Origin of the sequence: Bartonella massiliensis (assembly GCF_902150025.1) — a bacterium.
In the GTDB taxonomy this organism is placed as follows: Bacteria; Pseudomonadota; Alphaproteobacteria; order Rhizobiales; family Rhizobiaceae; genus Bartonella; species Bartonella massiliensis.
The window spans coordinates 23,119-48,915 of record NZ_CABFVS010000026.1 but is presented as its reverse complement, the minus strand read 5'-3'; the positions used below and the strand labels follow the sequence as shown (position 1 = coordinate 48,915).

General features: G+C 37.3%; 15 protein-coding genes, 1 tRNA gene and 1 pseudogene. 8 read left to right on the top strand and 9 right to left on the bottom strand.

Annotated features, from left to right (window positions below):
- Positions 1-98 precede the first annotated feature (98 nt).
- Complete coding sequence (recG, locus tag FNZ60_RS06670; protein WP_142416860.1) at positions 99-2,207, top strand: ATP-dependent DNA helicase RecG; 2,109 nt, start codon at positions 99-101, stop codon at positions 2,205-2,207.
- A 1,145-nt stretch (positions 2,208-3,352) separates the two neighbouring features.
- Here recG and glmS read toward each other — a convergent pair.
- From glmS to FNZ60_RS06645, 5 genes are all read right to left on the bottom strand, one after another.
- Positions 3,353-5,176 (bottom strand): glutamine--fructose-6-phosphate transaminase (isomerizing), encoded by a 1,824-nt coding sequence (glmS, locus tag FNZ60_RS06665; RefSeq protein ID WP_142416859.1) that lies wholly within the window; start codon positions 5,174-5,176, stop codon positions 3,353-3,355.
- Between the two features lie 171 nt (positions 5,177-5,347).
- Positions 5,348-6,712 carry a bifunctional UDP-N-acetylglucosamine diphosphorylase/glucosamine-1-phosphate N-acetyltransferase GlmU gene (gene glmU, locus FNZ60_RS06660; RefSeq protein WP_142416858.1) on the bottom strand — a complete coding sequence of 455 codons (1,365 nt, stop codon included), beginning with the start codon at positions 6,710-6,712 and terminating at the stop codon, positions 5,348-5,350.
- A 14-nt stretch (positions 6,713-6,726) separates the two neighbouring features.
- Positions 6,727-7,524: a cytochrome c biogenesis CcdA family protein gene (locus tag FNZ60_RS06655; protein WP_142416857.1), complete on the bottom strand. Its 798-nt coding sequence runs from the start codon at positions 7,522-7,524 to the stop codon at positions 6,727-6,729.
- A 39-nt stretch (positions 7,525-7,563) separates the two neighbouring features.
- Positions 7,564-8,547: a carboxypeptidase regulatory-like domain-containing protein gene (locus FNZ60_RS06650; RefSeq protein ID WP_185913513.1), complete on the bottom strand. Its 984-nt coding sequence runs from the start codon at positions 8,545-8,547 to the stop codon at positions 7,564-7,566.
- Between the two features lie 40 nt (positions 8,548-8,587).
- Positions 8,588-8,911, bottom strand: coding sequence for a HesB/IscA family protein (locus FNZ60_RS06645; RefSeq protein ID WP_142416856.1), 324 nt, complete (start codon positions 8,909-8,911; stop codon positions 8,588-8,590).
- 109 nt (positions 8,912-9,020) lie between these two features.
- On the opposite strand from FNZ60_RS06645, the gene FNZ60_RS06640 reads away from it, so the two are divergent.
- The 3 genes and pseudogenes from FNZ60_RS06640 to FNZ60_RS06630 all read left to right on the top strand — a co-directional run bounded on the left by FNZ60_RS06640 (position 9,021) and on the right by FNZ60_RS06630 (position 14,666).
- Complete coding sequence (locus tag FNZ60_RS06640; protein ID WP_142416855.1) at positions 9,021-10,223, top strand: deoxyguanosinetriphosphate triphosphohydrolase; 1,203 nt, start codon at positions 9,021-9,023, stop codon at positions 10,221-10,223.
- A 30-nt stretch (positions 10,224-10,253) separates the two neighbouring features.
- A pseudogene (argS, locus tag FNZ60_RS06635) lies at positions 10,254-12,010 on the top strand (arginine--tRNA ligase).
- Positions 12,011-12,161: 151 nt separating this feature from the next.
- Positions 12,162-14,666 (top strand): SPOR domain-containing protein, encoded by a 2,505-nt coding sequence (locus tag FNZ60_RS06630; RefSeq protein WP_142416854.1) that lies wholly within the window; start codon positions 12,162-12,164, stop codon positions 14,664-14,666.
- Positions 14,667-14,858: 192 nt separating this feature from the next.
- Here the strand turns inward: FNZ60_RS06630 and FNZ60_RS06625 are convergent, their stop codons facing one another.
- Complete coding sequence (locus FNZ60_RS06625; RefSeq protein WP_142416853.1) at positions 14,859-15,134, bottom strand: hypothetical protein; 276 nt, start codon at positions 15,132-15,134, stop codon at positions 14,859-14,861.
- Between the two features lie 307 nt (positions 15,135-15,441).
- On the opposite strand from FNZ60_RS06625, the gene FNZ60_RS06620 reads away from it, so the two are divergent.
- Positions 15,442-16,548, top strand: coding sequence for a branched-chain amino acid aminotransferase (locus FNZ60_RS06620; RefSeq protein WP_142416852.1), 1,107 nt, complete (start codon positions 15,442-15,444; stop codon positions 16,546-16,548).
- Between the two features lie 102 nt (positions 16,549-16,650).
- On the opposite strand, the gene glpX is transcribed toward FNZ60_RS06620, so the two are convergent.
- Both glpX and FNZ60_RS06610 read right to left on the bottom strand, forming a co-directional pair.
- Positions 16,651-17,637: a class II fructose-bisphosphatase gene (glpX, locus tag FNZ60_RS06615; RefSeq protein ID WP_142416851.1), complete on the bottom strand. Its 987-nt coding sequence runs from the start codon at positions 17,635-17,637 to the stop codon at positions 16,651-16,653.
- A 137-nt stretch (positions 17,638-17,774) separates the two neighbouring features.
- Positions 17,775-19,091, bottom strand: a complete 1,317-nt coding sequence (locus tag FNZ60_RS06610) for a homoserine dehydrogenase (RefSeq protein ID WP_142416850.1) — start codon at positions 19,089-19,091, stop codon at positions 17,775-17,777.
- Between the two features lie 1,434 nt (positions 19,092-20,525).
- On the opposite strand from FNZ60_RS06610, the gene FNZ60_RS06605 reads away from it, so the two are divergent.
- The 3 genes from FNZ60_RS06605 (at position 20,526) to FNZ60_RS06595 (ending at position 24,177) form a co-directional block, all read left to right on the top strand.
- Positions 20,526-20,600 (top strand) — tRNA-Glu (locus FNZ60_RS06605).
- 812 nt (positions 20,601-21,412) lie between these two features.
- Positions 21,413-22,627, top strand: a complete 1,215-nt coding sequence (locus FNZ60_RS06600) for an NADP-dependent isocitrate dehydrogenase (RefSeq protein ID WP_142416849.1) — start codon at positions 21,413-21,415, stop codon at positions 22,625-22,627.
- 116 nt (positions 22,628-22,743) lie between these two features.
- Complete coding sequence (locus FNZ60_RS06595) at positions 22,744-24,177, top strand: MFS transporter (RefSeq protein WP_142416848.1); 1,434 nt, start codon at positions 22,744-22,746, stop codon at positions 24,175-24,177.
- A 34-nt stretch (positions 24,178-24,211) separates the two neighbouring features.
- On the opposite strand, the gene FNZ60_RS06590 is transcribed toward FNZ60_RS06595, so the two are convergent.
- Positions 24,212-25,411: an MFS transporter gene (locus tag FNZ60_RS06590; RefSeq protein ID WP_142416847.1), complete on the bottom strand. Its 1,200-nt coding sequence runs from the start codon at positions 25,409-25,411 to the stop codon at positions 24,212-24,214.
- Positions 25,412-25,797: the final 386 nt, after the last annotated feature.

Below are 25,797 nucleotides of genomic sequence, written 5' to 3'. Positions count from 1 at the left end.
AATTTAATGTGTAAAAGAAATCTCCTCTTTATGACTTTATCCCCAAAAGGCTCTTTGAAAGGTCTAGAAAAAACAAAAAGAGCAGGTTAAATTTCCTCATGCCTCCAAGTCTTCTTATTCCTCTTTTTAATTCTATTCGAACGCTCTCTGGTATTACACCTAGAATCTATGGCTTATTGACAAAACTTTTAAATGTTAATCCTACACAACGTGAAGCAACCCTTATTGATCTTCTTCAATTAATGCCCCACTCTGTTATAGACCGCAGAAAGCGTCCCAGCATTGCTTATGCAAAAGAAGGAGAGACTGTTACGCTCGAAATTATCATCGATCAGCATCAACCACCACCCCGTGGCCATAACAAAATCCCCTATCGTGTTATCGCCCATGATCAAACAGGGACAATAAATTTAGTCTTTTTTCATGCTCAGCCTCTTTGGCTCAAAAAACAACTCCCCGAAGGGAAGAAAATTATTGTATCAGGAAAAGTTGAATGGTTTAATGAACAACTTTCAATGGCCCATCCTGACTATATTGCTCCAAGCGAACAATCAAATCAGATTCCTCTCATTGAACCTGTTTATCCTTTGACTGCTGGACTCGCGGCAAAGACACTAAGACGCGCCATACAAAACGCTCTTGATTCTATTCCTCTCATCCCGGAATGGATAGACGAAAATATTAAAAAGCAGCAAAATTTTTCTTCCTTTTCTGTTGCTTTACACCGCATCCATGCGCCCATTAACCCTGATGATCTATCTTTAGACAGTACAGCACGCAAACGTCTTGCCTATGATGAACTGCTCGCCTGTCAATTAGCTCTAGGCCTTGTGCGTTTAAAAACCAAATCTCTTGTTGGTACTTCTCGACCATCAACAGGAATTTATACGAAAAAATTGCTCAATGTCCTCCCTTTTCAACTCACAACGGGACAAATAAATGCGGTCGAGGATATCGCCAATGATCTTGCCTCACCAGAACCAATGCTAAGACTGCTTCAAGGTGATGTAGGGGCAGGAAAAACCGTCGTGGCACTGATGGCAATGGCACAAATTGCTGAAAATTTAGGACAATCAGCTTTAATGGCACCCACAGAAGTGCTTGCTCGACAACATTTTGCCACCATTACCCCTCTTGCCGAAAAAATCGGCTTAAAAACAACGCTTTTAACAGGACGAGAAAAAGGAAAATTGCGGACAAATATCTTGAATGATATTTCATCAGGTCAAGTATCTATTGTCATTGGAACCCATGCTCTCATACAAGACAGTGTTATTTATAACAATCTCGCCTTAACCATTATCGATGAACAACACCGTTTTGGTGTGCACCAACGTATCGCTCTTACAGAAAAAGGCGATAAACCGGATATGCTGGTTATGACGGCAACCCCCATTCCTCGCACACTTGTTTTAACTGCTTTTGGTGACATGGATGTATCTAAAATTATAGAAAAACCAAGGGGACGACAGCCTATTACGACAGCAATGCTTTCTTTGAAACGTATTCATGAGCTTATAGAACGAATCGCCATTGCACTCGAAAAAGGAGAAAAACTTTATTGGATTTGTCCTTTAGTGGAGGAATCAATAGCTCTTGATCTCACTTCAATTGAAAACCGTTTTGCCTTTCTCCATGAGCGCTTTGGAGCTTGCGTTGGGATGATTCATGGCAAAATGTCTACAGTAGAAAAAGAAGCTGCTATGGAATCTTTTAAGGGCGGAAATACACGTATTTTAGTTGCAACCACCGTCATTGAAGTGGGCGTGGATATTCCGGATGCCTCGATTATTATCATCGAACACGCAGAACATTTTGGCCTTTCACAATTGCACCAATTGCGTGGACGTGTAGGACGAGGCGATAAAAAATCTTCCTGTATTTTGCTCTATAAAGATCCACTGACTAAAACAGCAGCAACACGCCTTAATATTATCCGCAACACAGAAGATGGTTTTGAAATCGCTGAAGAAGATTGGCGCTTGCGAGGCGAAGGAGAACTTTTGGGCACGAAACAATCCGGCGTCCCTGAGTTTCATATAGCAAACCTTGCCGTTCACAGTAATCTTTTATCAATGGCAAGGAAGGAGGCACGCTTATGCTTACAACGTGATCCTCATCTTTCCTCTGAGCGAGGCCAAGCTCTACGGTTGCTCCTTTATCTTTTCGGACATGATGACGCTGCACACCTCTTACGATCAGGATAACAAAAACTCTCTGATAAAAAATAAAAATACCTCTCTTCAAATATGATTTTCTTTCTTAGTATCACTCATAAATGGCCTAACGCAATCCCTACACCATTCATGCCTCATGAAAGAAGAATAAGCCCACAGCGGCATTTTTCTCCCTATCTGGATTACGCTGCATTAAAAGGTTAGCATATTGATTTATAAAAATAATATAACGCTATTGATATTAAATGAGAAGCTTGAATACCGTAGAATTTTCTCATCTCAAATCTGTTCCGTATTGAATCAATCAAAACCATTTAGGTGCATACCACAAGCGAAGCTAGTCTGTAAGTTAAAAATTGGTACAAGAAAGTACTCAACATGCCTCTTATGAAGAGTCTAAAGTGCCAAGGGCTATGACAAAATTGGGCGCTGTAATAAGTTCGCGTGGTGTTGTTGATTTTCTCCTTCACAAGCCTAAAGACGGTAGTGTTCGATGGATCCTTACGATATACCCCTTATAGACGGCTGTCGCAAAGTGGGCTTGGAACCCTTAAGAGACGTCTCTTTTAAACAAGTGCGTGGATATGCAATCCAAATATGATTCCGTTTGGAACGATCTATTTTTCTTGAGGGGCATCCCCCATTAAAGAAACAAAAGCGTAAAGCAAGGCATAATCTCCATTCTTTTAAAGATATTTCTTTAGATCCTCTTGAAGGCTGTAAAGCTAAATTAAAGGTGATGATAAGGATAAAAATTGATTTGAATCTTTATGGCTTTATATTCTCCTCAAATGAGGATGTCTTCCCGTTTCAAATATTACCCATAACAAAGACGCACTATTCCTCTCTGGCATACAAAAGCTGCAATAACCAATAGAACTCTTATCCGACTGTAATATGTATCTCAAACATGAAACTGCACGAGATGTGGATGTTAAGTTACAAGCAACAAAAAAGGTATGTATTTTCTTAGAATAGAAGCATACTGTATTCTTTTTACCCTTATATTCTCTGATCCGTTTTTTGACAGAATATTTCTCATTCTATCATCAAAAATTTGAAATAAAAAATTCTGTTTTCGATATTCTTATTCAGCGGAAAAAATAAACGATCATTATAAATCAATTTGTTATACTTGATTATTCTCCCCAAATTGAGAAAAATGCAATCTATTTTTATTCAACCGTGACTGATTTGGCTAAATTACGCGGTTGATCAACATCTGTTCCCAATAAAACAGCCGTATGGTAAGCAATTAACTGAATAGGAAGCGCATAAATAATAGGAGCTATAAATTCTGGAACAGTTGGCAAAGTAATCGTTGATAAAGTTTTCAAACAAGCTGCTTCAGCTCCTTTTTGATCGGTTATAAAAATAATACGACCATTGCGTGCTACCACTTCTTGCATATTAGAAAAAGTCTTTTCAAACCATCGATCATAAGGTGCGACAACAATAACAGGTATTGTTTCATCCACCAGTGCAATGGGTCCATGCTTTAACTCACCTGCCGCATACCCCTCAGCATGAATATAAGAAAGCTCTTTCAGTTTCAGGGCTCCTTCCAAAGCAATCGGATAAGAAGTTCCCCGTCCTAGATATAGAACACTTTTTGCATTCACCAAATCACGACAAAGAGATTCAATTTTTCCTTCTAATTTTAAAACCTCATTTAAAATACGGGGAATTTCTGCCAACTGTTGAACCAATTGCTTTTCCATTGAGGCTGAGAGACACCCACGTTGCTTTCCAGCACTAAGCGCAAGTGAAGCAAGTGTTGCCAATTGACAGGTAAAAGCTTTTGTTGAAGCAACCCCAATTTCTGGTCCGGCAAGTGTTGGGAGAATAAAATCAGCTTCTCTTGCCATTGTTGATTGCTCAACATTGACAATTGTTGCTGTTTTTACCCCCCGCTCACGACAATACCGCAAAGAAGCCAATGTATCGGCTGTTTCACCAGATTGAGAAACAAACAGCGATAACACATCAGATGTTATAGGAGGTTCACGATAACGAAACTCGGATGCAACATCATTATCAACACTTAAAGCGGCGAATTTCTCAAACCAATAGCGTGCAACTAAGGTTGAATAATAAGCCGTCCCACAACTCGCAAAAACAAGCCTATGAATATTTTTCCAATCAATCAAATTCTCAAAAGATCGAACAGTATAATTTCCAAGATCAAGATAATGCGCCAAATTATGAGAAATCACTTCAGGTTGCTCAAACATTTCCTTGTGCATAAAATGACGATGATTTCCTTTAGAAATCAATAAAGCCCCTTCAAGTAAGGTTGTCACAGGACGTTTTACCGGTTGATTGTCTCCATCATAAATTGTGACACCTTCCCGTGTGAGAACAGCCCAATCCCCATCTTCTAGATAGCTAATATGATCAACAAATGGTGCCAAAGCAATAGCATCTGAACCCACAAAAAATTCATCTTTTCCATAGCCAATGGCTAACGGTGGACCAGAACAAGCTGCAATCATAAGATTATCTTCGTCTTCGAAAATAAGAGCAATAGCAAAAGCGCCCTGCAACCTTTTCCAACTGGTACGCACGGCTTCTTGTGGAGAAAGACCACTTTTTAATGCACGCGTTATTAAATGCGCAATAATTTCTGTATCCGTTTCTGTTTCAAAAATATAACCATCTTCAATGAGTTCCTTTTGCAATTCTACAAAATTTTCAATAATCCCATTATGAACAACCGCAAGCTTTTCCGTTACATGAGGATGCGCATTGCGTTCAACAGCAACGCCATGCGTCGCCCAACGGGTATGGCCAATCCCTAAACTGCCCTCCAGAGGTGTTTTTTTTAATTTTTCTTCTAAATGAACAAGCTTCCCCTCAGCACGGACACGAGAAAGATGCCCCTTATGGACTGTTGCCACCCCAGATGAATCATACCCTCTATATTCAAGACGTTTTAATCCCTCAACCAAAGAGGACGTAACGCATCTCTTTCCAAGAATTCCAATAATTCCACACATTAAAAAGCTCCAACCCACATCTTAAGATTTAAATTTTATAAAATAATCCAACAACCTTTATTTAAAACGATAAATAATAAAATAATTCAAACATGGAGTACGGCATCTTTAAGAACAAACCTCCTATCCCTCGTTAGATCAATACAAAACAAAGAAATCGACTAAAAATGATCATTTTTTCTGTTTGTTTTCTGATAAATTGTTCTTTAACAAGCGCGCCCGAAATTTTGTTGCATAGCCTTCTTTGATAACCTGTCGTGCACGCCCAAAAGCCATACTGTTCATAGGAATATTTTCAGTAATAACACTTCCTGAAGCAATATAAGAACCATCCCCTACCACTAATGGGGAAACAAGTGCCGTATTAGACCCAACAAAAGCATGATCACCAATCGTGGTTTTATATTTGTTAAATCCATCATAATTGCAGGTAATCGTACCGGCTCCAATATTGGTATGTGCACCAATTTCAGCATCACCAATATAACTTAAATGATTGATTTTAGAAGCCTCTCCTATTTTCGCTTGTTTGACTTCACAAAAGTTTCCAACCTTTACAGACTTCGCCAACTCTGTTCCAGGACGCAAACGTGCATAGGGACCAATCTGTGCATCTTGACCAACCACAGCACCTTCAAGATAACTAAATGCATGAATAACAGCACCAGATTGTACTTGCACGCCTAATCCAAAATAAACATTCGGCTCGATGATCACCCCTGGTTCAATTTCTGTATCATAAGAAAAATAGACTGTTTCTGGTTTTAAGAGTGTCACACCAGACAACATCAAATCGCGCGCTTTACGTTTTTGCCACAAAGAATCAGCCGCAGAAAGCTCAAGACAGTTGTTAATTCCTACAATATTTTCAAAAGGGACTTCAACAACGCGCACATCTAGACCTTCACGTGTTGCCAGAGAAGCAATATCTGTTAAGTAATATTCTTTTTTCATATTGTTATTATCAACCTTCTCTAAAAGAGAAAGTGCATGTTTTCCACGCATAGCGAGGATTCCCCCATTACAAAAAGAAATCTTTTTTTCTTCATTGCTCGCGTCTTTTTCTTCTATAATTTTGATCAATTGACCATTTTGCTTAAGAAGACGCCCATAACCCGTTGGATCTTGAGTATGAAAGCCTGCAAAAACAACATCGGCTCCATCAGCAAGCTGTACACGCATTTGGTGCAATGAATCTTGCTGAATGAGAGGCGTATCCCCAAAAACAATGAGAATATCATCTGCTTCCTTTTGCAAAGCTAAACGCGCCGATAAAACAGCATGCGCCGTTCCTAAACGCTCTTTTTGTTCAAAAATCATCGCATCTTTTGCAAATGACTGAACAACATATGCAACTTCTTGAGCAGCAAACCCCACAACAACGGCTAATTGTGAAGAGCCTGCCAATTCTATTTGTTTTAGAACATGGCATATAAGGGGCAATCCAGCAATTTTATGAAGCACCTTAGGCAGAGACGATTTCATACGCGTCCCCTCACCTGCAGCAAGAACAATAGAAAGACAACTTCTAACCATAAAAACACACAAGACTAATGAGAAAATCCAAAAAAGTTCATAATATCGTGCCAACGAATATCTTCAACATAACTCAATGAAGGATAATGTTCTAAAAGCCAAAATGAAAGATCCTGCATAGAGCCTGTTAAAAATAAAATCCCTGTAAGAATAAGAAAAACACCTATAATTTTTTCAACTTTTCCTAAATGAATACGAAAAGCAGCTAAAAATCGCATAAAATGACTCGAAAATAAAGCTGCTAACACAAAAGGGACAGCCAAACCTAACGCATAAACTGCTAATAAAATAGCCCCTTCTCCCACAGTTTCTTTTGTTCCAGCAAGCGTTATAATAGGCCCTAAAATAGGACCAATACACGGTGTCCAACCAAAGGCAAAAGCTAAACCAATAACATAGGCGCCTAAAGGACCTGCCGGCGTTTTATGGGTTTGAAAACGTGCTTCACGAAATAAAAAATTAATCTTGAAAAGCCCTAAAAAATTTAAACCGAAAATAATAATAATCACTCCAGCAGCAAGGGCAAACCAATCACGATAATAACCGATGAACTTACCAATTGTACTTGCACTCGCACCTAAGGCAACAAAAACAGTGGTAAACCCCAAAACAAAAGCAATAACACAAGACAATAAAGCCCACCGTATAAAGACTTTCTCATCACGCTTTTCTGCACGAAAATCATCAATACCAACCCCTGCCATATAGCATAAATAAGGAGGAACTAATGGCAAAACACATGGCGATAAAAAAGAGAGTGCCCCAGCAAAAAACACACCAACCGTAGAAATTTCAATCAAAACGCCTCCCATTTCTCATCTCTCATCATAATTTATCCCCATAAAAAACGATCAATCTGTATCTTCATCAATGCGTTGCATATTTTGTTCATTCGCCACCACACTTATATCTTCATCATGACCAGAAACGACAGAGAAAACCTTTTGATAAATTTTATCTTTATTTTTAGCAATGGCAATATATTCTCCCTCCGCTAAGACGAGCGAAACATAAGCACCAACTGTTTCATAAACGATATCACCAGAATCATTGGCAAGAGACCAACTCGTATCTGCAAGCGCTTCTCCTCCTTCTTGTCGTACCAGCTTTAAAACAATTTGAGCCGCCTGATGCTCAAGGGTAACCTCTGTCATTTTACCAGCTTCTACTTGAATATCCGAACGCACCGTTGCATTAATGGCACCATAATGGGAAGCAACATGGTAACGGCCGGCTTTTAAGCGCACAACGGATTGAGGTTTAACATTTGATAAAACTATCCCCGTATCATCATTTTCTTTTTCATCCTCATAGATTGTGAAACGTAATTCCTTTTCATTGATGATACCATTGAGCAATGTCGCATTTAAAATAAGCCCCCCAGCCTCAAGGCGAAAGTTTTTCACAAGACTCTGCCCATTTTCTAAACGAACCTGACGCACAGCGCTCATATGACCAAACGAGACATGAACAAGATAACTTCCAGGCTCAAGATCAAAACGTGCACTTCCCCCCTTATAGGTTGCTACTAATGGTAATTTATTATCAATCCCTAGAATAGGAGCATAAACCCGCCAGACAAGCCCTTTCTCAATATCTTGACGACTATTTGTTAATTGAGCATTTAAAATGAGTTGTGCCTGAGATGCTAAATTCTCTTTTTCTGGCTCTTGGGACTTTACAATAAAACTCCGTGATTGTCCCTGCTGCTGATCTACTCCTTCTTCACAAAAAGCATAGGAGCTCCAGATCAATAAATTAAGCAACATGCATAACCGCACACATCGGTGCACTATTTTTATAAGACTAGCCATTTTTACATTGTTGACCACCATGATATTTTTTTCAAGAAACAATATCACAAAGCCCCCACTCTCAAATTGAAAAGCTTACACCACAACCACACGATGAAACAGCATTGGGATTATGGATTTGAAAAGACTGCCCCATAAGGTCATCAACAAAATCAATCTCAGCTCCTTCCATAAAAGGAAGTGAGAGTGAATCAATAAGCACTGTTGCCCCTTCTTTTTTAAGAACGAGGTCATCTTTACTTATTTCAGAAACCAAGTCATATTTATAAGAAAAACCAGAACACCCACCCCCTTCAACAGAAATACGTAAAGCTATTTTTTCGGGTTCACGCAAAAGTATCTGTACAATTTGCTTAGCAGCAACATCTGAAATTTTTACATTCATTTTATATATCCTTGCATTAAACCATCAAGAAAGAGTATCCCACATTATAAAGAGGAATTTATTCATCATAAACCACTCTTAATTTTAAGATGATAATGGACAGCTTGCAATGGATATAGGCACGATCAACTTCAATTACCAATCTCGAGCGCTCTACAGTGCTCATCCGCACACAAGCCGTGGTCGATTATTCCATGAGACGATGAGCTCTACACGCTCACCCTTTCAACGAGATAGAGATCGTATTATCCATTCTAATGCATTTCGACGTCTTAAACATAAAACGCAAGTGTTTATTGCTGATGAAAGCGATCATTATCGTACCCGTCTTACCCATTCCATAGAGGTTTCTCAAATTGCACGAACACTCGCCCGTACCCTTTGTCTTGATGAAGATCTTGCTGAAGCCATTGCTCTTGTCCACGACTTTGGGCACACGCCCTTTGGCCATGCAGGAGAAGAAGCTCTCAATGAAGCCATGGCGCATTATGGCGGCTTCGATCATAATGCACAAGCCTTACGCATTGTTACAAAACTAGAACAGCGCTATGCAAATTTTGATGGCCTCAACCTTACATGGGAAACCCTTGAAGGACTTGTAAAGCATAATGGCCCCCTTTTAGGTCCTCACACAAAAAATAAAGAGGTTCCTAACGATATTTTAGAATACAATGCAAAGCAAGATCTTGCACTCGATTGTTTTGCAGGACTAGAAGCGCAATGTGCTGCGATTGCAGATGATATCGCATACAATGCCCATGATATTGATGATGGCTTACGGTCGCAATTTTTAACACTCGATCAATTTGAACACGTTTCACTCACAGCAGCAATATTGAAAGAGATAACAGAGGAGCATCCTCACCTGGATCAAGCACGACGCGGTTACACACTTGTACGAAGACAAATAACAACCATGGTCGAAGATGTTATCAAGCAATCACACGAAAACTTAGCACGCATCAAACCAACCAGCATAAACGATATTCACCAAGCAAAACAAACCATTGTTACCTTTTCACCGTCAATGACCGTTTACGAAAAAGAACTAAAAAACTTTCTCTTTAAAAATCTTTATTACCACGAAGAAGTTCTCTGTCGTCGCAATGCTGCAAAATGCATTGTACAAAAATTATTCAATTGTTATTATGAAAATTCAGATACAATGCCTGAAAGTTGGTGCAAAAAAGCAGAGCACTTAAAAAATCAAGAGTTAGCACGTCTAATTGCTGACTTTCTTTCCGGTATGACTGATCACTATGCTCTACGTGAATATCATCGTTTATTTGACCATAAAGATCATTTCGTTTAATGGCTTTTGGCATCATCATGGAAGCTCAATATGAATATCTTTAAAAACTTCGAAAAAAAATTAAAAGATCAATTGAATTATCCGATATAAAAGGAAAAAACGGAGAAGATCTAGATTTATCCAAAATCACCGTTGATCCCCCACGTGATTCCTCTCACGGTCATTTATCAACCAATGCTGCTATGGTGCTTGCAAAATCTATTGGGATGGGGCCCCGTGCACTTGCAGATAAAATCATAGAACTACTTAAAAATGATTCCTCTATTGAGAATATTGATGTTGCCGGTCCTGGTTTTATCAACATCAAGCTTACAAAATTATTTTGGCAAGATGCTATAAAATCTATGCTTGAATTAGGCCTTTCTTATGGTCGTCTCCCCATGGGACAAGGAAAACGCGTCAATGTTGAATATGTCTCAGCAAATCCAACAGGCCCCATGCATGTAGGACACTGCCGCGGAGCCGTTGTTGGAGATGTTTTTTCTAATTTGCTGCAATTTACAGGCTATAACATTACGAAAGAATATTATATCAATGATGCTGGTCAACAAATCGAAGTCCTTGCTCACTCTGTACTGTTGCGCTATCGTGAAGCTCTTGGACAAAAAATTAATGAAATTCCAGAGGGGCTTTATCCTGGAGAATACTTGATACCCTTAGGGAAATCGCTGGCTCAAGAGTTTGGTGACCAACTCCTCACCATGGATAAAGATGAAGCCTTATCCATCGTGAAAGAACGAGCAATTCAGGCAATGATGTCCATGATTCGCGAGGATTTGGCTGCCCTTAATATTTACCATGATATCTTTTTCTCTGAGCGAATGCTTTATGCAGATAATGCCCTTGCTATTCGTAACACCATTAATGATCTTACTTTAAATGGTTATATATACAAAGGAAAACTCCCCCCTCCCAAAGGGCAAAACATGGAAGATTGGGAACCAAGCGAGCAAACGTTGTTTCGCTCAACAAATGTTGGTGATGATCAAGACCGTGTTTTAGTCAAATCTGATGGCTCTTATACTTATTTTGCTGCAGATGTTGCGTATTTTCGGGATAAATTTAACCGTCATTTTGATGAAATGATTTATATTCTAGGCGCAGACCATGCTGGCTATGTAAAGCGATTAGAGGCCATGGCAAAAGCAATTGCTGGGGATAAAGCCAAATTAAGTGTTTTCTTATGTCAATTGGTCAAACTCTTTCGCAATGGTCAACCCGTACGTATGTCAAAAAGAGCAGGATCATTTGTTACTCTACGGGATGTTGTCGAGGAAGTTGGTCGTGATCCTGTGCGTTTTATGATGTTATACCGCAAATGTGAAGCACCTCTTGATTTTGATTTTGCAAAAGTAACAGAACAATCAAAAGATAACCCCATCTTTTACGTACAATATGCAAGTGCACGTTGCCACTCAGTCTTTCGTCAAGCGCAAGAAGCATTTCATATTGAAGGCTTTTCAAAGGACACATTGATCCCCCATCTTCATCGACTAACAGATGATAGTGAAATATTATTAATACGCAAACTTTCTGAATATCCACGTATCATTGAACAAGCCGTCGTTCATAAAGAACCCCATCGATTAGCGTTTTATCTTTATGATCTTGCCTCCTGCTTTCACACCCATTGGAATAAAGGAAGTGAAAACTTTAATTTACGCTTTATTCAGCCTAATGATAAAGAATTATCCTTTGCAAGATTAGGATTGATACAAGCTGTTATCAATATTTTATCATCAGGACTTACCATCATAGGAGTCGAAGCCCCAATAGAAATGCGTTGAAAAAGTTCTATAAATACCTACAATAGATATTTTATTGATAAACTTTTTCATGTATCCTTGCATGAGAGGGGGAAAATTTATAATTTTAATATAACAGATTAAAATTAACCATTGATTGCACGTCAGTGCAAATCATCATGTGAGAAAAGCTATGAGCGATAACGATCGCAAAAATTTGCACGAAACAAAGCACGATCATGAACACCATGATCCTTTAGAAAGACTTACGCGCATTTTTAGTCCCACTAAAAAAAGCGAAAGCCAAAGTGAGCACTCTTCTTTACAGACAGAGCATTCAACATCTCATTTAAAAGCATCATCGCAGGATGATGATTTTGATTTGTCGTTTTTAGAAAAAGAACTTAAAAATAATTTAACGCACGACTTACCCTTTGATGATCAAAAAAAACAATGGGACTTACACGCAACCAGCAACGTACCAGCCTCAAATATTGCACAAACTGGTTCTTTCAACCATTTAAAACAAAATAATTTGTCTGAAGAGAAGTATTCTTCATCACCCAGCCATGATGAAGAACAAATTTTAGATGCCCTTTCTCCATTACCAATCCAAAAGAATCAACCCCCCCAACAGAAAACGACAACAACCAATCCTGATCCTTTTTTTGAAAAAAATAATCCTATTTCACCATCAGAATCAGAAAATTTCTCCTTTGATGAATCTGAAAGGCGCGAAAATAAGAGAAATGCAACAGAAACTGTCGAACAAACTAATCGTTTTTCACAAACAACCTCACAACAGCCTGAGTCCGCGAATATACAACAAACTTATGATGAGAATCAAAACTTCTATGATACTTCCATAAACCATCCCTATAAGATTTCAGCGGCACAAGAAAATTGGACCGAAAGCAATTATACGGATGCCTCCTCTTCTTCAAAAGAAAATGAATTTTTCTCATCTTCCAACCTTGTATCAGAGAGACAAAATGTGGCAAGAAATCAAACAACAAGTGACTTCGCCGCACCTTTAGATTCTACACATGTTGATAAACAGTCTTATTTAAAGGAATCTTCACAAGAAGATCATACAACCAATTATCCCCACTTTTTTCAAGATCCCTTCTCACAACAAGAAACTTATAGCGAAAATGTTCCAACATATAATGAGGCTCAAACCCAATATATCAATAAGGTTGAAAATGTCTCTCACCTAAACAGAGAAACTTCATATAATGAGAATAATTTAGATGAGTTTCTTTCCTCATCAGACTCTCCTAACACAAAACAAACAGATAACTTTTTTGCCCATAATTATACACACAGAAATACTCCCCCTCCCAATGTTGATACTTATAAATTTTCAGAGGAAATTGTGGAAAAAACTGGCCCTATTATGGTTCCAGAAGTCCCTTATGAAGCCCCAGAATATGATGTACCAACGAGTGGTGGTTTAGAAGAAGAGTTTGCTGATGTCCTCAATGTTGGAAATGTCTCAACAGACAACTTTTCTCAAAAACAACAGAAAGATGACGCTTTTCATCAAACTATACAAAATTCAAAAGAAGGTATTTATATAAACTCTAAAGAACAAAATGCCGACTATTTTCCTACTGCCAATATGGAATATAATTCTCCCTCTTTTAGTGAGAATTCATCCTACACAGGCTCGAATGAAGATCTCACACATCGCTCAGCACCTCCTCCCTTTAAAAGCTCTATTTTTGGTAAAATTTTCATCAAAGGACTTTTTCTTCTTATTTTAATAGCCGTTGGAGTTGCTGGTTATTCTCACTTTTTTATGTCCTCACAAAAAAATGAAGAAACAATCATTATCCACGCTGATGATACACCTTTTAAATTTAAACCAGAAACAACTGAAACGAAAAATGATGTTGCTCATAATTTAGATATCTATAAACAAACATCTGGAGAAAATGAGAAACAAGAAAATACACAAAAATTTCTTATTGATAACTCTGAACAACCTGAAAGTTTAGAAGCGTTAAATTCAGAACAAGCTCCAAACTTCTCATCATCTTCTTCAAATGAATCTGATGTTGAAGATGCTGTCACACAAGCCATCAATCATACTGTTCCTACGCAAGAAGTACGAACCGTTATTGTCAATAAAGATGGTACAGTAACACTTGCTCCTGTACATCAAACAGAGAGCAAAATTGCTGCTCAATCTGCCGAAAACATTGATCAAACTCCTGATGATTTTCAAGATTCATCGGTTGTTTCGTCGCATAATTCCGATAGCAACGACCCCCAAATAGAATATGATCTCAAAAATAATATTGATAAAATAATCGCTGAAAACACTTCTAATGCGGATATTGAAGAAAAATTTATCCCAATACCTTCTCATGCCGAAAGAAATGCAGAAGTCGAAACGCACGTCGCCTCTCGTCCCACATCACCAAACAAAGTCACATCACAAAATTCAGAGAGTTATTATGTGCAACTTGCCTCTCAACCAACGCATGAATTGGCTAGAGATTCTTTAAAAAATATGAGATCTAAATTTGGATTCCTTATCGGTAACCGTCCTTTAAATATTCAACCGGCTTTTATACCAGGAAAAGGAACCTATTACCGTATTCGTATTCAAACACCGAATCGTAATGAAGCCATAAACCTTTGTGAAACCATTAAAAATTCTGGTGGAAGTTGCTTTATCACACGCTAAACTAATCATGCAACAGTTTTAATAACCGTTGCATGATTGATTTCAAGGCTATGTATTTCAACTAATTATTGATCGAAAACTGTAGAAATTAAAATAATCTCAGTCTTTTTTGTTGATCTATTCGCGTTGGTTTTATCTTTTTAATCTACGTCGATTTTCGCCTTATCTACAAAGATTATGTTTACGAAAAAATCACTGCGTTTCCTTATAGGTATAAGGTACAGGATGGGATGAATTTAAATCTTTTTGGGGGGGTGTGACGGTGTGATTTGTTTCCGGAATATTATAACGCGAACTATGTTCAGGAGATTTTGCAAAAAAAGATCCTAAAAAACCAAAAATAAACCAGATAATAACAAGCGCAAGAAGAATAGCAAAAATACCCTTAGCGACTGATACACGCTGTTCATGATCTTTTTTTTCTGCTGCCATACGTTCTTCATATGTGTGATAATTTTTATCAATCATAGTGGATTCCTTTTCTCAATTCCCTTACCTTTAAATTTCTAGAAAATATGCATATATGAAATTATTCAGGCATTTATTTTGAAAAAACGATAAAGAGAGATAAAGGTTCCAGTTTGCTCATAAAGCTGGGAAAAGAGTCAAAAATAAAATTAAAATATCTACCATAGCTTTTAAACTTTATAAGACTTCCCTTTGAGCTCTGTAATAAAATATTGACACAAAGGATTTGCTAATAATAGAGTTATAATCAAAATATCTCATTATTTTTGTTTAATAAAAAATAAAACAGTCTCAAAAGGTTTTTCTTATGAAATCTCCCCTATCGTCACTTCCCTTTAAAATAGAAAAGCACCCATCACCTCTGTCAGAAGAAAAACGTGAAGAAATTCTAAAAAATCCTGGTTTTGGTCAATTCTTTACAGACCACATGTGTACTATTCAATGGACTAAAGACAAAGGCTGGCATAACGCCGTTATTTCTCAATATAAAGCGTTAGAAATTAACCCAGCAAGTACCGTTTTGCATTACGGACAAGAAGTTTTTGAGGGTTTAAAAGCATATCGTGCAAAAGATGGACGTATCTTACTCTTTCGTCCTGATGCTAATGCACAACGACTTATAGAATCAGCACAGCGGTTAGCCATGCCCGCATTACCAAAAGATATTTTTCTCGATGCTGTTCATCAACTCGTAAAAATTGATCAAAAATGGGTTTCGGATTATCCCAATGCTAGCCTCTATATCCGTCCATTTATGTTTGGTAATGAAAACTTTTTGGGCGTTCGTCCTTCTCAAGAGTATCTTTTTTGTATCATTGCCTCTCCAGTTGAATCCTATTTCAAAGGAGAAGAAAAATCTGTTAGCGTCTGGATTGAAACAGAGTATAGTCGTGCTGGTCCAGGAGGAACAGGTGCTGCCAAATGTGGAGGTAACTATGCAGCCAGCTTACTTGCACAAAAAACTGCAACTGAAAACAATTGTAGCCAAGTCCTCTTCCTTGATATGGTTGAACATAAATGGATTGAAGAGCTTGGTGGCATGAATGTCTGCTTTATTATGGATAATAATACACTCCTAACCCCTCCCCTTAATGGAACTATCCTTCCAGGAATAACACGTCATTCAATTTTACAGTTGGCTCAACAAATGGGATTAACGATAGAAGAGCGTCCTTATGCTTTTGCAACACTTCAAGAAGATGCAAAGAGTGGACATCTTAAAGAAGTCTTTGCTTGTGGTACCGCTGCCGTTGTTACCTCAATCGGCCGTTTTAGATATAAAGGAGGAGAATTTATTATCGGAAATGAAACAGTTGGAGAAGTTACAAAACAACTTCAAACACAATTGGTTGGTCTTCAAAAAGGGAGTATAGAAGATACAAATGGCTGGGTGCATTCTGTCCAGCTCTCATAATAAGACAATATTCTCATATTTATAAACGCTTCCATGAATATAACCTTCATGGAAGCTTACGTATTAAAGAATAATCTCTTTATTTTTTAAGGATGAAAAAAATTAATCAAATTTTGAATGATCTCTATGCTGTGCTTTAATATTACGGACTGTGCCCGTATGGGAACGCATGACAAGAGTTTCCGTTTGAATATAGCGAGGCGTGAATTTAACACCAGAAAGCATATTACCATCTGTCACCCCTGTTGCTGAGAACAAAACGTCACCCTTTGCCATTTCTTCCATTGTATAGACCTTATTGGGATCACTAATTCCCATTTTGGCTGCACGAGCAATTTTTTCTTCTGTATCAAGCAACAAACGACCTTGCATCTGTCCTCCAATGCAGCGCAAAGCAGCAGACGCTAAAACACCCTCCGGGGCTCCACCAATCCCCATATAGATATCAATACCTGTTTCTTCTGAGTTCGTTGTATCAATAACAGCAGCAACATCTCCATCACCAATCAAACGAATCGACGCCCCTGTCGCTCGCACTTCATCAATCAGTCTTTCATGACGAGGCCTCTCCATAATACAAACAGTGATCTGATTAACAGTGACTCCTTTAGCCTTTGCAAGAGCGTGAATATTATCGGTAGGACAAGCATCAATATCGACCACTCCCTTTGGATAACCAGGACCAATAGCAATTTTGTCCATATAAACATCCGGAGCATAAAGAAGGTTACCCTTTTCAGCAATTGCAACCACCGCCAAAGAATTGGCAAGATTTTTAGCACAAAGAGTTGTCCCTTCTAGGGGATCAAGTGCAATATCAATCGCCATTCCATTTTGAAGACCTACTTTTTCTCCAATATAGAGCATAGGCGCTTCATCCCGCTCACCTTCACCAATCACCACTGTACCCTCAATAGGTAATCGATTAAGTTCCTGCCGCATTGCATCTACAGCAGCTTGATCCGCAGCCTTTTCATCGCCACGTCCGCGCCAACGTGCAGCAGCAACAGCAGCACGTTCTGTGACACGTACCAATTCGAGTGTCAAAATACGATCAAGTCCATTTAAAATCTTCTGAGTTGTGAGCATATGAAAAAATCCTACCGAATGAATACCAGAAAAAACACGAGTCTTTATTGAGCTTTAAAAATAAGGCTTTTGGCAAAAATGAAAACTTTCTACAAGAGATAAAACTATTCAAGTTTGTCTTCAATCAAGATAAGTTATCAATTCTCTGCCACACGTTCAATACGAATGAATTGAGACTTTGCAATAAGATGTCCATCTTTTTCAATTTCTGCAAGTGCCTGTCGTACATTGACTTCTGTTGTTTCATGCGTGATCAAGATAATCGTTTTTTCAATCTGATTTTCCACAAAAGGTTTTTGAACAATCGACTCTAATGAAATATGATGATCAGCCATATGCCTTGCAACCGCCGCAAAAACACCAGCACGATCATGAACATTTAAACGAATAAAATACCCTCCTGCATGATTTGAAATACGTGCTTTTTTATGAGGAGAAAGTTCTAAGGCTGGACGTCTTAAAACAGGTGCATAATGAAAACCAGAACGTGCTTTTGCTATATCAGCCAAATCACCAATAACGGCTGATGCTGTTGCCATTCCTCCAGCGCCAGGACCAGAAAACAATAATTCACCTAATAAATCGCTTTGAATAGAAAGGGCATTGGTTACACCATTGATCTGTGCAATCATTGAGGATGTTGGAACCATTGTTGGATGAACGCGTTGCTCTATTCCAGAATCCGTTTTTAAAGCAACCCCTAAAAGCTTAATTCGATACCCCAACTCATCAGCCGCTCGGATATCAATTTGTGAAATATTACGAATTCCTTCAACATAAACATCATCCAATGAAACAGTGGTTCCAAATGCCAAACTTGTCAACAAAGCTAATTTATGAGCCGTATCATTTCCCTCAATATCAAAAGTTGGATCTGCTTCAGCATAACCAAGCCTCTGTGCATCTGCTAAACAATCTTTAAATGAAAGACCTTCCGTAAACATGCGTGTTAATATATAATTACAGGTTCCATTGAGAATACCATAAATCCGCGATATGTGATTACTGACAAGTGACTCTCTCATTGCTTTAATAACAGGAACTCCTCCTGCGACAGCGGCTTCAAAATGAAGAAAAACACCTTTTTGTTCTGCAAGTATAGCCAGCTCTACCCCATGTCGCGCAAGAAGAGCTTTATTGGCAGTCACAACATGATGTCCTGCCTCAAGCGCCCTCTTAACAGCGGTATATACAATATCCAACTCACCACCAATTAACTCAACAAAAACATCAATTTCATCAGAGGCAGCCATCCCCAGAGGTGAAGCAAACCATTTTATATTACTAAGATCAATTCCACGATCACGGCTTTTATCACGTGCACTTACAGCAACGACTTTGATGGATCGCCCACATTGACAAGCCAAACTATTCGCTTTTTCACATAGAGTTTGAACAACTGAAGTACCAACGGTACCAAGTCCCGCAACGCCAACTTTTAAAGCTTCTGCCATTATCTAACCACTGATCCCTATCTTTACTTGAAAAATCGCTAAAATGATGTGCCTATCAACATAAAAAATACTTAAATATCTATCAGGACAAAAAAATCCCCTGCTCTCTTCATTTTAATTTTTTTCTAATAGAATTATCCCCATTTATTCAAGAAAAATTCCTAAAAATATAATATTTATTTTCTTCAAATATTTCAGAATCTTTGTAAGATACTCATTTAAAGAATAAAAATCTTCAAAACTGATAGCTATAAGTTGCCATAAAAAATTGCCTTGTTTTTTAATCAAAAAAACTTTTTATAAAGATTAAATTTTAAATTCTATCAACAAAGGAGAAAAAAAGTTCTAAAACACAATCAATAACACGTTAAAGGCAATAAACGTTAAAGGATATTGAAAACTTGGAAAAATACATAAAAATATCTCTTCCAAATCAAAAAATATTGAACAAAAAACATTCTTTCATATGATACGTTAAGAGAATGGACACAATAAAGTAGATCAGTAAATAGTACCACATTCCTTCCTACCATTATATAGCTTGAACTATCATTCTTTAATGCAAAATTCTTAACGCTTTTCTGCATCAAAACAGAATCTTAATTAAAGTAAAAACAAAAACTTATGTACACAACATAATTCCAAAACATTATAAATATTGAGAATAAATTTGCAAAATTCGAGTATTTTACCGCAACTTATTTCTATCTCTTTGAAAAACGAATAAATTAAAATAATAAAAGTCTATACCAACCCTTTATCGGTACTGATTCATTTGCAAATTAAAGAATATTTTCAATTATTTAAGAAAAAAAATTAAAGAGCATTTAAATTTCTTACAGCCATGAACAAAGTGAAGTTGAGAAAAATAACTTTTAAGATATTTCGTAAAAATTCCCTCAATATTTTTCATTTTTATCATTATGACTTTTTAGTTTTTTAAATTGGAAAGAGTCGATAGCTTGAAAATTTTTGTCTGATTCGTACCATTTTGCTAACTTTCTCATCAAGATTGGCTTTCCACTTCATAAGTTGTACTATTTTTTCTTTATGACAGACTCAAGTAAGCAGCTTTCTTTATAAAATCTCTCTCAAGCAAATTAAAGAATATTCCCCATGTGCACGCATGAGACAAAATGAATGAAATATGCAAAAAATAAACATCTTTAAAATGCTGTTATGATCATTTTTACCTACACCTTCAAACTGAAAATAAACGATGATCTCATTTATTAAGTATAAATTTTGACATTAAAGTTTTCTCTATCACTCATGATAATTCTATATTTTTGTTACAAAAAATTCTAGCAAATAAAATGAGCCCAACATAGAGACACTCAAAAATTATTCAATAAAACACACTTTTTTTCAAAAAAATGATACAGAGGGCTTGCGAAGTAAAAAGATCCTCTCTATAAGCCTCATCATTGGTTTGCGCCCATCGTCTAGCGGTTAGGACATCGCCCTTTCACGGCGGAAACAGGGGTTCGATTCCCCTTGGGCGTACCATCTCTTAATTTTTATCTATATAATATATTGATTTTATTCATGTTTTAATGGGTTAGGGATTCCCGAATAAAAGTCAAGGGAATAGGATTTTTAAGGGAATCTCTTCTTAAAAGAAATGCACGAGTCATTTGTATGATTCATTTTTTGTTCCTTTTTAAGAATAGCACTCTAATGTGAGCACTTAATGGCCATAAAAATCACTAAAATATAAGTTAGGGAGCTTTTTCTCGTAATAAGGTAATCTTATAAGCCATAATGTGTGCTGTTTGTTTTTAAATTAAAAAAAGTCCCCCTTTATGCTTTTCCTTCAATGTTTAAAACTGAAATTAACCCCCAAAGCGCATTTTAGATGAATCATTCCTCACGACAGGGACTTTAATGCAGTTGTGTATCACATTAAATTTTTCTATAAATAAACAGACCATAATTTTAGAATTCAAAGGACGATACAAAAAATAGATGCTTACTCAAACTAAGGAACATAATTTAAAAATACGATGAACTCATCAAATGTTAAATGGAAACTTTGATAATGAAAATGCCCTCTGTTTGCCAGTGATCTGCTTAACTTATTCTATTAAATGGAATTTTAATCAGTTATACACCGACTATAAATTTGCAAATATAAATTATATTTTTGCAAACGCATCATTTCATTTCTTTTCAAAAATTAAATTCCTCAACAAAAATTTACACTCTATTGAACATATCTTCTCCCCCCATATTTAGATGACCTTTTCCCCTTGTTTTTATTTCATTATAAACCTGAAAGTGCTATAAAGTAATATCACTTAAAAGAAAAAGGACTTCTAATGGCAAAGATCAAAGTAGAAAAACCCGTTGTTGAACTCGATGGGGATGAAATGACCCGTATCATCTGGAAATATATCAAAGATAAATTAATCCATCCCTATCTCGACATTGATCTCAAATATTATGATCTTTCCGTCGAAAACCGTGATGCAACCAATGACCAGGTAACAATCGATTCTGCCAATGCTATCAAAAAATATGGGGTTGGTATAAAATGTGCGACCATCACACCTGATGAGGCTCGTGTTAAAGAATTTAACCTAAAAAAAATGTGGAAATCCCCCAATGGTACCATCCGCAATATTTTAGGAGGAGTCATTTTTCGCGAACCTATTATCTGTAAAAATGTCCCTCGCCTTGTTCCTAACTGGACAAAACCAATTATTATCGGACGTCACGCTTTTGGTGATCAGTATAAGGCAACAGATTTTAAGTTTCCAGGAAAAGGAAAGTTAAGTATTAAATTTGTCGGTGATGATAATCAAGTTATTGAGCATGATGTTTTTGATGCCCCAAGCGCAGGGGTTGCCATGGCAATGTATAACCTTGATGAGTCAATTCGTGATTTTGCTCGCGCATCTTTTAATTATGGACTACAGCGGAATGTTCCAGTTTATCTTTCAACAAAAAATACCATTCTAAAAACTTACGATGGTCGTTTCAAAGATATATTTCAAGAAATATTCGATACGGAATTTAAAGATGAATTCGAAAACCGTAAATTACATTACGAACATCGTCTCATCGATGACATGGTTGCTTCTTCATTAAAATGGTCCGGTGGATACGTATGGGCATGTAAAAATTATGATGGTGATGTTCAATCTGATATCGTTGCCCAAGGCTTTGGTTCTCTTGGCCTTATGACTTCTGTTCTCATGACACCAGACGGTAAAATTGTTGAAGCAGAAGCCGCTCACGGCACCGTAACACGCCATTATCGTCAGCATCAAAAGAATGAAGAAACTTCAACAAATTCTATTGCATCTATTTTTGCATGGACCCGTGGGCTAGCACACCGTGCCAAACTGGATAACAATGAGAAATTAAAAAACTTTGCCACAACATTGGAAGAAATTTGTATTAAAACCGTTGAAGAAGGTTTTATGACTAAAGATCTTGCACTTTTGATTGGGCCTAAACAAAAATGGCTTTCTACAACAGGTTTTCTCGATAAAATTAATGAAAATCTCCAAAAAGCAATGGGTAATTAAGGAGTAAATTAACTAAAATTCAAAGCTCTGTTTAGAGCTTTGAATTTTTCTTGGAAAATTAAAAAAACTAGCTTATAAGTGATAAAGAGAATAAATTTTTATTAAATAGCAAAATAGTGAAAAAACAAAGCTGGTCTACGCTTTTATTGGGTAAAAATGGTCTTTGCTTTTTAACGTTTACAGGCGGCGTTGTGTTGCATGCCACCAACGTTTATATTGTTATTACCATTTTGCCTTCTCTCATGAAACATATTGGCAGTGAAATATATTATTCTTGGGTGGCAACTGTCTTTATTACAGCTTCACTGGTGGGCACTTCACTTTCAACAAAAATATTAGGGAAATTAGGTCCGCGCAATGCTTATGTTATTTCTGGACTGATCTTTACTCTAGGCACTTTCCTATGCAGCATTTCTTCATCTATGCCATTATTTTTAATAGGACGCTTTATTCAAGGATTTGGAAGTGGTTCTTTGTTATCCTTATCTTATTCCATGGTACGTATTGTTTTCAGCCCATCTTTATGGTCACGCGCATTAAGTGTTATTTCTGGAATGTGGGGAATATCAACCTTGTTAGGACCAGCGATCGGAGGACTTTCCATATATTATGGCCTCTGGCAAGCATCCTTTTGGATCATTGGTGTATTCGCTATATTCTTTTCACTCATCGCCTTTAAATTTTTACCCCAAAAGAATGAAAACGATATTCCTACATCCCCCTTCCCTCTTCTCCAGCTTTTCATACTCACCTTATTGATTTTTATCATTTCTGTTGGAGGGGCTATGGAGTCAACAATGGCAAAAATTTGCGGACTCGTTATCGGACTTAGTCTTCTTTTTGTCTTAGCAAAAATCGAAACATCATCCCTTCATCCTATGTTACCGCACAAAACCTTTTCTTTTTCTTCTGAAATTTTTCCTGTTTACGCATTGATCCTCGTTATGACAACAGTCTTATATAGTATAGAACTTTATTTTCCACTTTTTCTTCAAGGACTTCATGGGCAAGCGCCACTTATTGCTGGTTATATAGCAGCATTGATAAGCCTAGGATGGACATGTGGAGCACTCTCAAGTGTTGGTGTCTCCACAAAAAAAATTCGCAATATCATTGTATATTCCCCCTTATTAAAACTATTAGGCATCACTATTCTTTTATGGCTCATTCCAACAGAAGTTTCCACACTTGAATATATTTTTATTATTTGCTTAGCACTTTTTTCTATTGGGATCAGTGCAGGCATAGCGTGGCCCCATTTGCTCACAAGGATTTTACAATGTACAAATAATAAAGATGCTCTGCGTGCCAGTGAATCCCTTACCTCTATACAACTATTTTCAGCAGCCTTAAGTGCAACGCTAGCAGGAGTCATCACCAATCTTGCTGGTCTCTTTAATCCTGGAGGAACAATAGGAATGATCTTAGCAGCAAAAACGCTTCTTATCGTGCTCATGGGACTTTTATTTTGTCTTGCTATTCCATTAGCGCTGCGCATTTCTTACTGTATATTAAAAAATCCAACAGGACATTTCCATAACGAAAAATAAATATAAAAATTCCTTCTTCACGCAAAAAAAAATATTAAGCACGCTTCTCCATAGACCATGAAACGCAAAAAACCATTAAACCGCACAAAGTTAGAACACTCCCTAAAACAGCTGTATATTCATAACTATAGCCCAATTTTAAAACCAGTGCTCCAGCTTCTGCGCCAAGAGCATTGGCAATATTAAAAGCAGACTGCATTAATGCGCCTGCTAAAACCTGTCCCTGTCGTGCAACATCCATAATTTTTGTTTGTATAGAAGGCATAGCCGCAAAAGAGGTCCCAACAAAAAAACAGCCTATTGCTGCTGTTAACGGAGTATCGGATAAAAAGAAAAAAAGAAAAAAAACAAATACACTCCAAAGCATCGAAAAAAATATCATCGGCGAAATGCCTATTTTAACAGCCAATTTAGGCCCCAAGAGATTTCCACCTACCATCCCCAATCCAACTAAGGGCATAATAAATGGCACCCACTCAAGGGAAACACCAGAAATATGCATTAATGTTGACTTAATATAAGTGAAAATAGAAAATAATCCTGACGCTCCCACCGAAACCATTACCAAAAGGAGCCACACCTGCTTTTGCTTTAATGCCCCCATTTCGCGTAAAGGGCTCGTTCTTGAGGTTCTTGCATCACAAGGCAAAAAATTCCCAATAAGCAAACAACACAATAAAGCAATTATTCCCACAATGATAAAAGCAATCTGCCACCCAATAAGTTGCCCAATCCAAGTCGCAGTTGGTGCTCCCAAAACGGTTGCAATGGTTAAGCCAAGCATAACAGCCCCAACGGCTTTAGAACGCTCATTTATTTCCACCATTGAAGAGGCAACCAGAGCCGCAAGCCCGAAATAGATTCCATGGGGAAGACCACTGAGAAAGCGTAATGCGACTAATATGCTAAAATCAGAGAAAAAAGCACTCGCAATATTTGCTAAGGCATAAAAAAACATCAACCCTATCAAAACAATTTTGCGCGATATCTGAGCTGTCGCAACTGCTAAAAGAGGGGCTCCAATCACAACCCCACACGCATAAGCAGAAATATATTGACCTGCTGTAGGAATATCAACATATGAACTTCGTGCCATCTCTGGCAAGAGCCCCATTGCCACAAACTCTGCAGTCCCAATAGCAAAACTCCCCACTGCAAGAGCTAAAATTGCTAAACGCCGTATTCTCGAATCAATTTCCAATGCAAGAATGTTTTGTTTTTGCGAATCTTTCATATTATCACTTCTGGATAAAAGTTTTTGCTGCAGATATCTGTAATAGATAAAAATAAAAATTCAAAACATTGTACCCTGCATACTAAATCTTTCCCAATAAAGTTTTTAGAAACTTTTGATATATAAGCATTTTATGAAACTTTAAATAAAACTCTTTAATGGAAGATCTTTCAAGAATCTAACGATTATAGATGTATTCAACTATTTTTATGAGCCCTGTTAGATAATAAGCCCATATAATAAACTTTGTTTCCTCTCTTCAGCAGTTTCACAATTTTACCCTAAAATTTCTATTTTAGTACAATGTACCACACAGTGTAAGTAACTCTAAAATTTATCGAAGAATACATTTTCAACAGATAAAATAATATCTCATCATTATCTTG

Bases quoted from the DNA above. Each gene is read 5' to 3' on its own strand.
- recG (WP_142416860.1), top strand. From the start codon at position 99: ATGCCTCCAAGTCTTCTTATTCCTCTTTTTAATTCTATTCGAACGCTC.
- glmS (WP_142416859.1), bottom strand. From the start codon at position 5,176: ATGTGTGGAATTATTGGAATTCTTGGAAAGAGATGCGTTACGTCCTCT.
- glmU (WP_142416858.1), bottom strand. From the start codon at position 6,712: ATGGTTAGAAGTTGTCTTTCTATTGTTCTTGCTGCAGGTGAGGGGACG.
- FNZ60_RS06655 (WP_142416857.1), bottom strand. From the start codon at position 7,524: ATGGGAGGCGTTTTGATTGAAATTTCTACGGTTGGTGTGTTTTTTGCT.
- FNZ60_RS06650 (WP_185913513.1), bottom strand. From the start codon at position 8,547: ATGGTGGTCAACAATGTAAAAATGGCTAGTCTTATAAAAATAGTGCAC.
- FNZ60_RS06645 (WP_142416856.1), bottom strand. From the start codon at position 8,911: ATGAATGTAAAAATTTCAGATGTTGCTGCTAAGCAAATTGTACAGATA.
- FNZ60_RS06640 (WP_142416855.1), top strand. From the start codon at position 9,021: ATGGATATAGGCACGATCAACTTCAATTACCAATCTCGAGCGCTCTAC.
- FNZ60_RS06630 (WP_142416854.1), top strand. From the start codon at position 12,162: ATGAGCGATAACGATCGCAAAAATTTGCACGAAACAAAGCACGATCAT.
- FNZ60_RS06625 (WP_142416853.1), bottom strand. From the start codon at position 15,134: ATGATTGATAAAAATTATCACACATATGAAGAACGTATGGCAGCAGAA.
- FNZ60_RS06620 (WP_142416852.1), top strand. From the start codon at position 15,442: ATGAAATCTCCCCTATCGTCACTTCCCTTTAAAATAGAAAAGCACCCA.
- glpX (WP_142416851.1), bottom strand. From the start codon at position 17,637: ATGCTCACAACTCAGAAGATTTTAAATGGACTTGATCGTATTTTGACA.
- FNZ60_RS06610 (WP_142416850.1), bottom strand. From the start codon at position 19,091: ATGGCAGAAGCTTTAAAAGTTGGCGTTGCGGGACTTGGTACCGTTGGT.
- FNZ60_RS06600 (WP_142416849.1), top strand. From the start codon at position 21,413: ATGGCAAAGATCAAAGTAGAAAAACCCGTTGTTGAACTCGATGGGGAT.
- FNZ60_RS06590 (WP_142416847.1), bottom strand. From the start codon at position 25,411: ATGAAAGATTCGCAAAAACAAAACATTCTTGCATTGGAAATTGATTCG.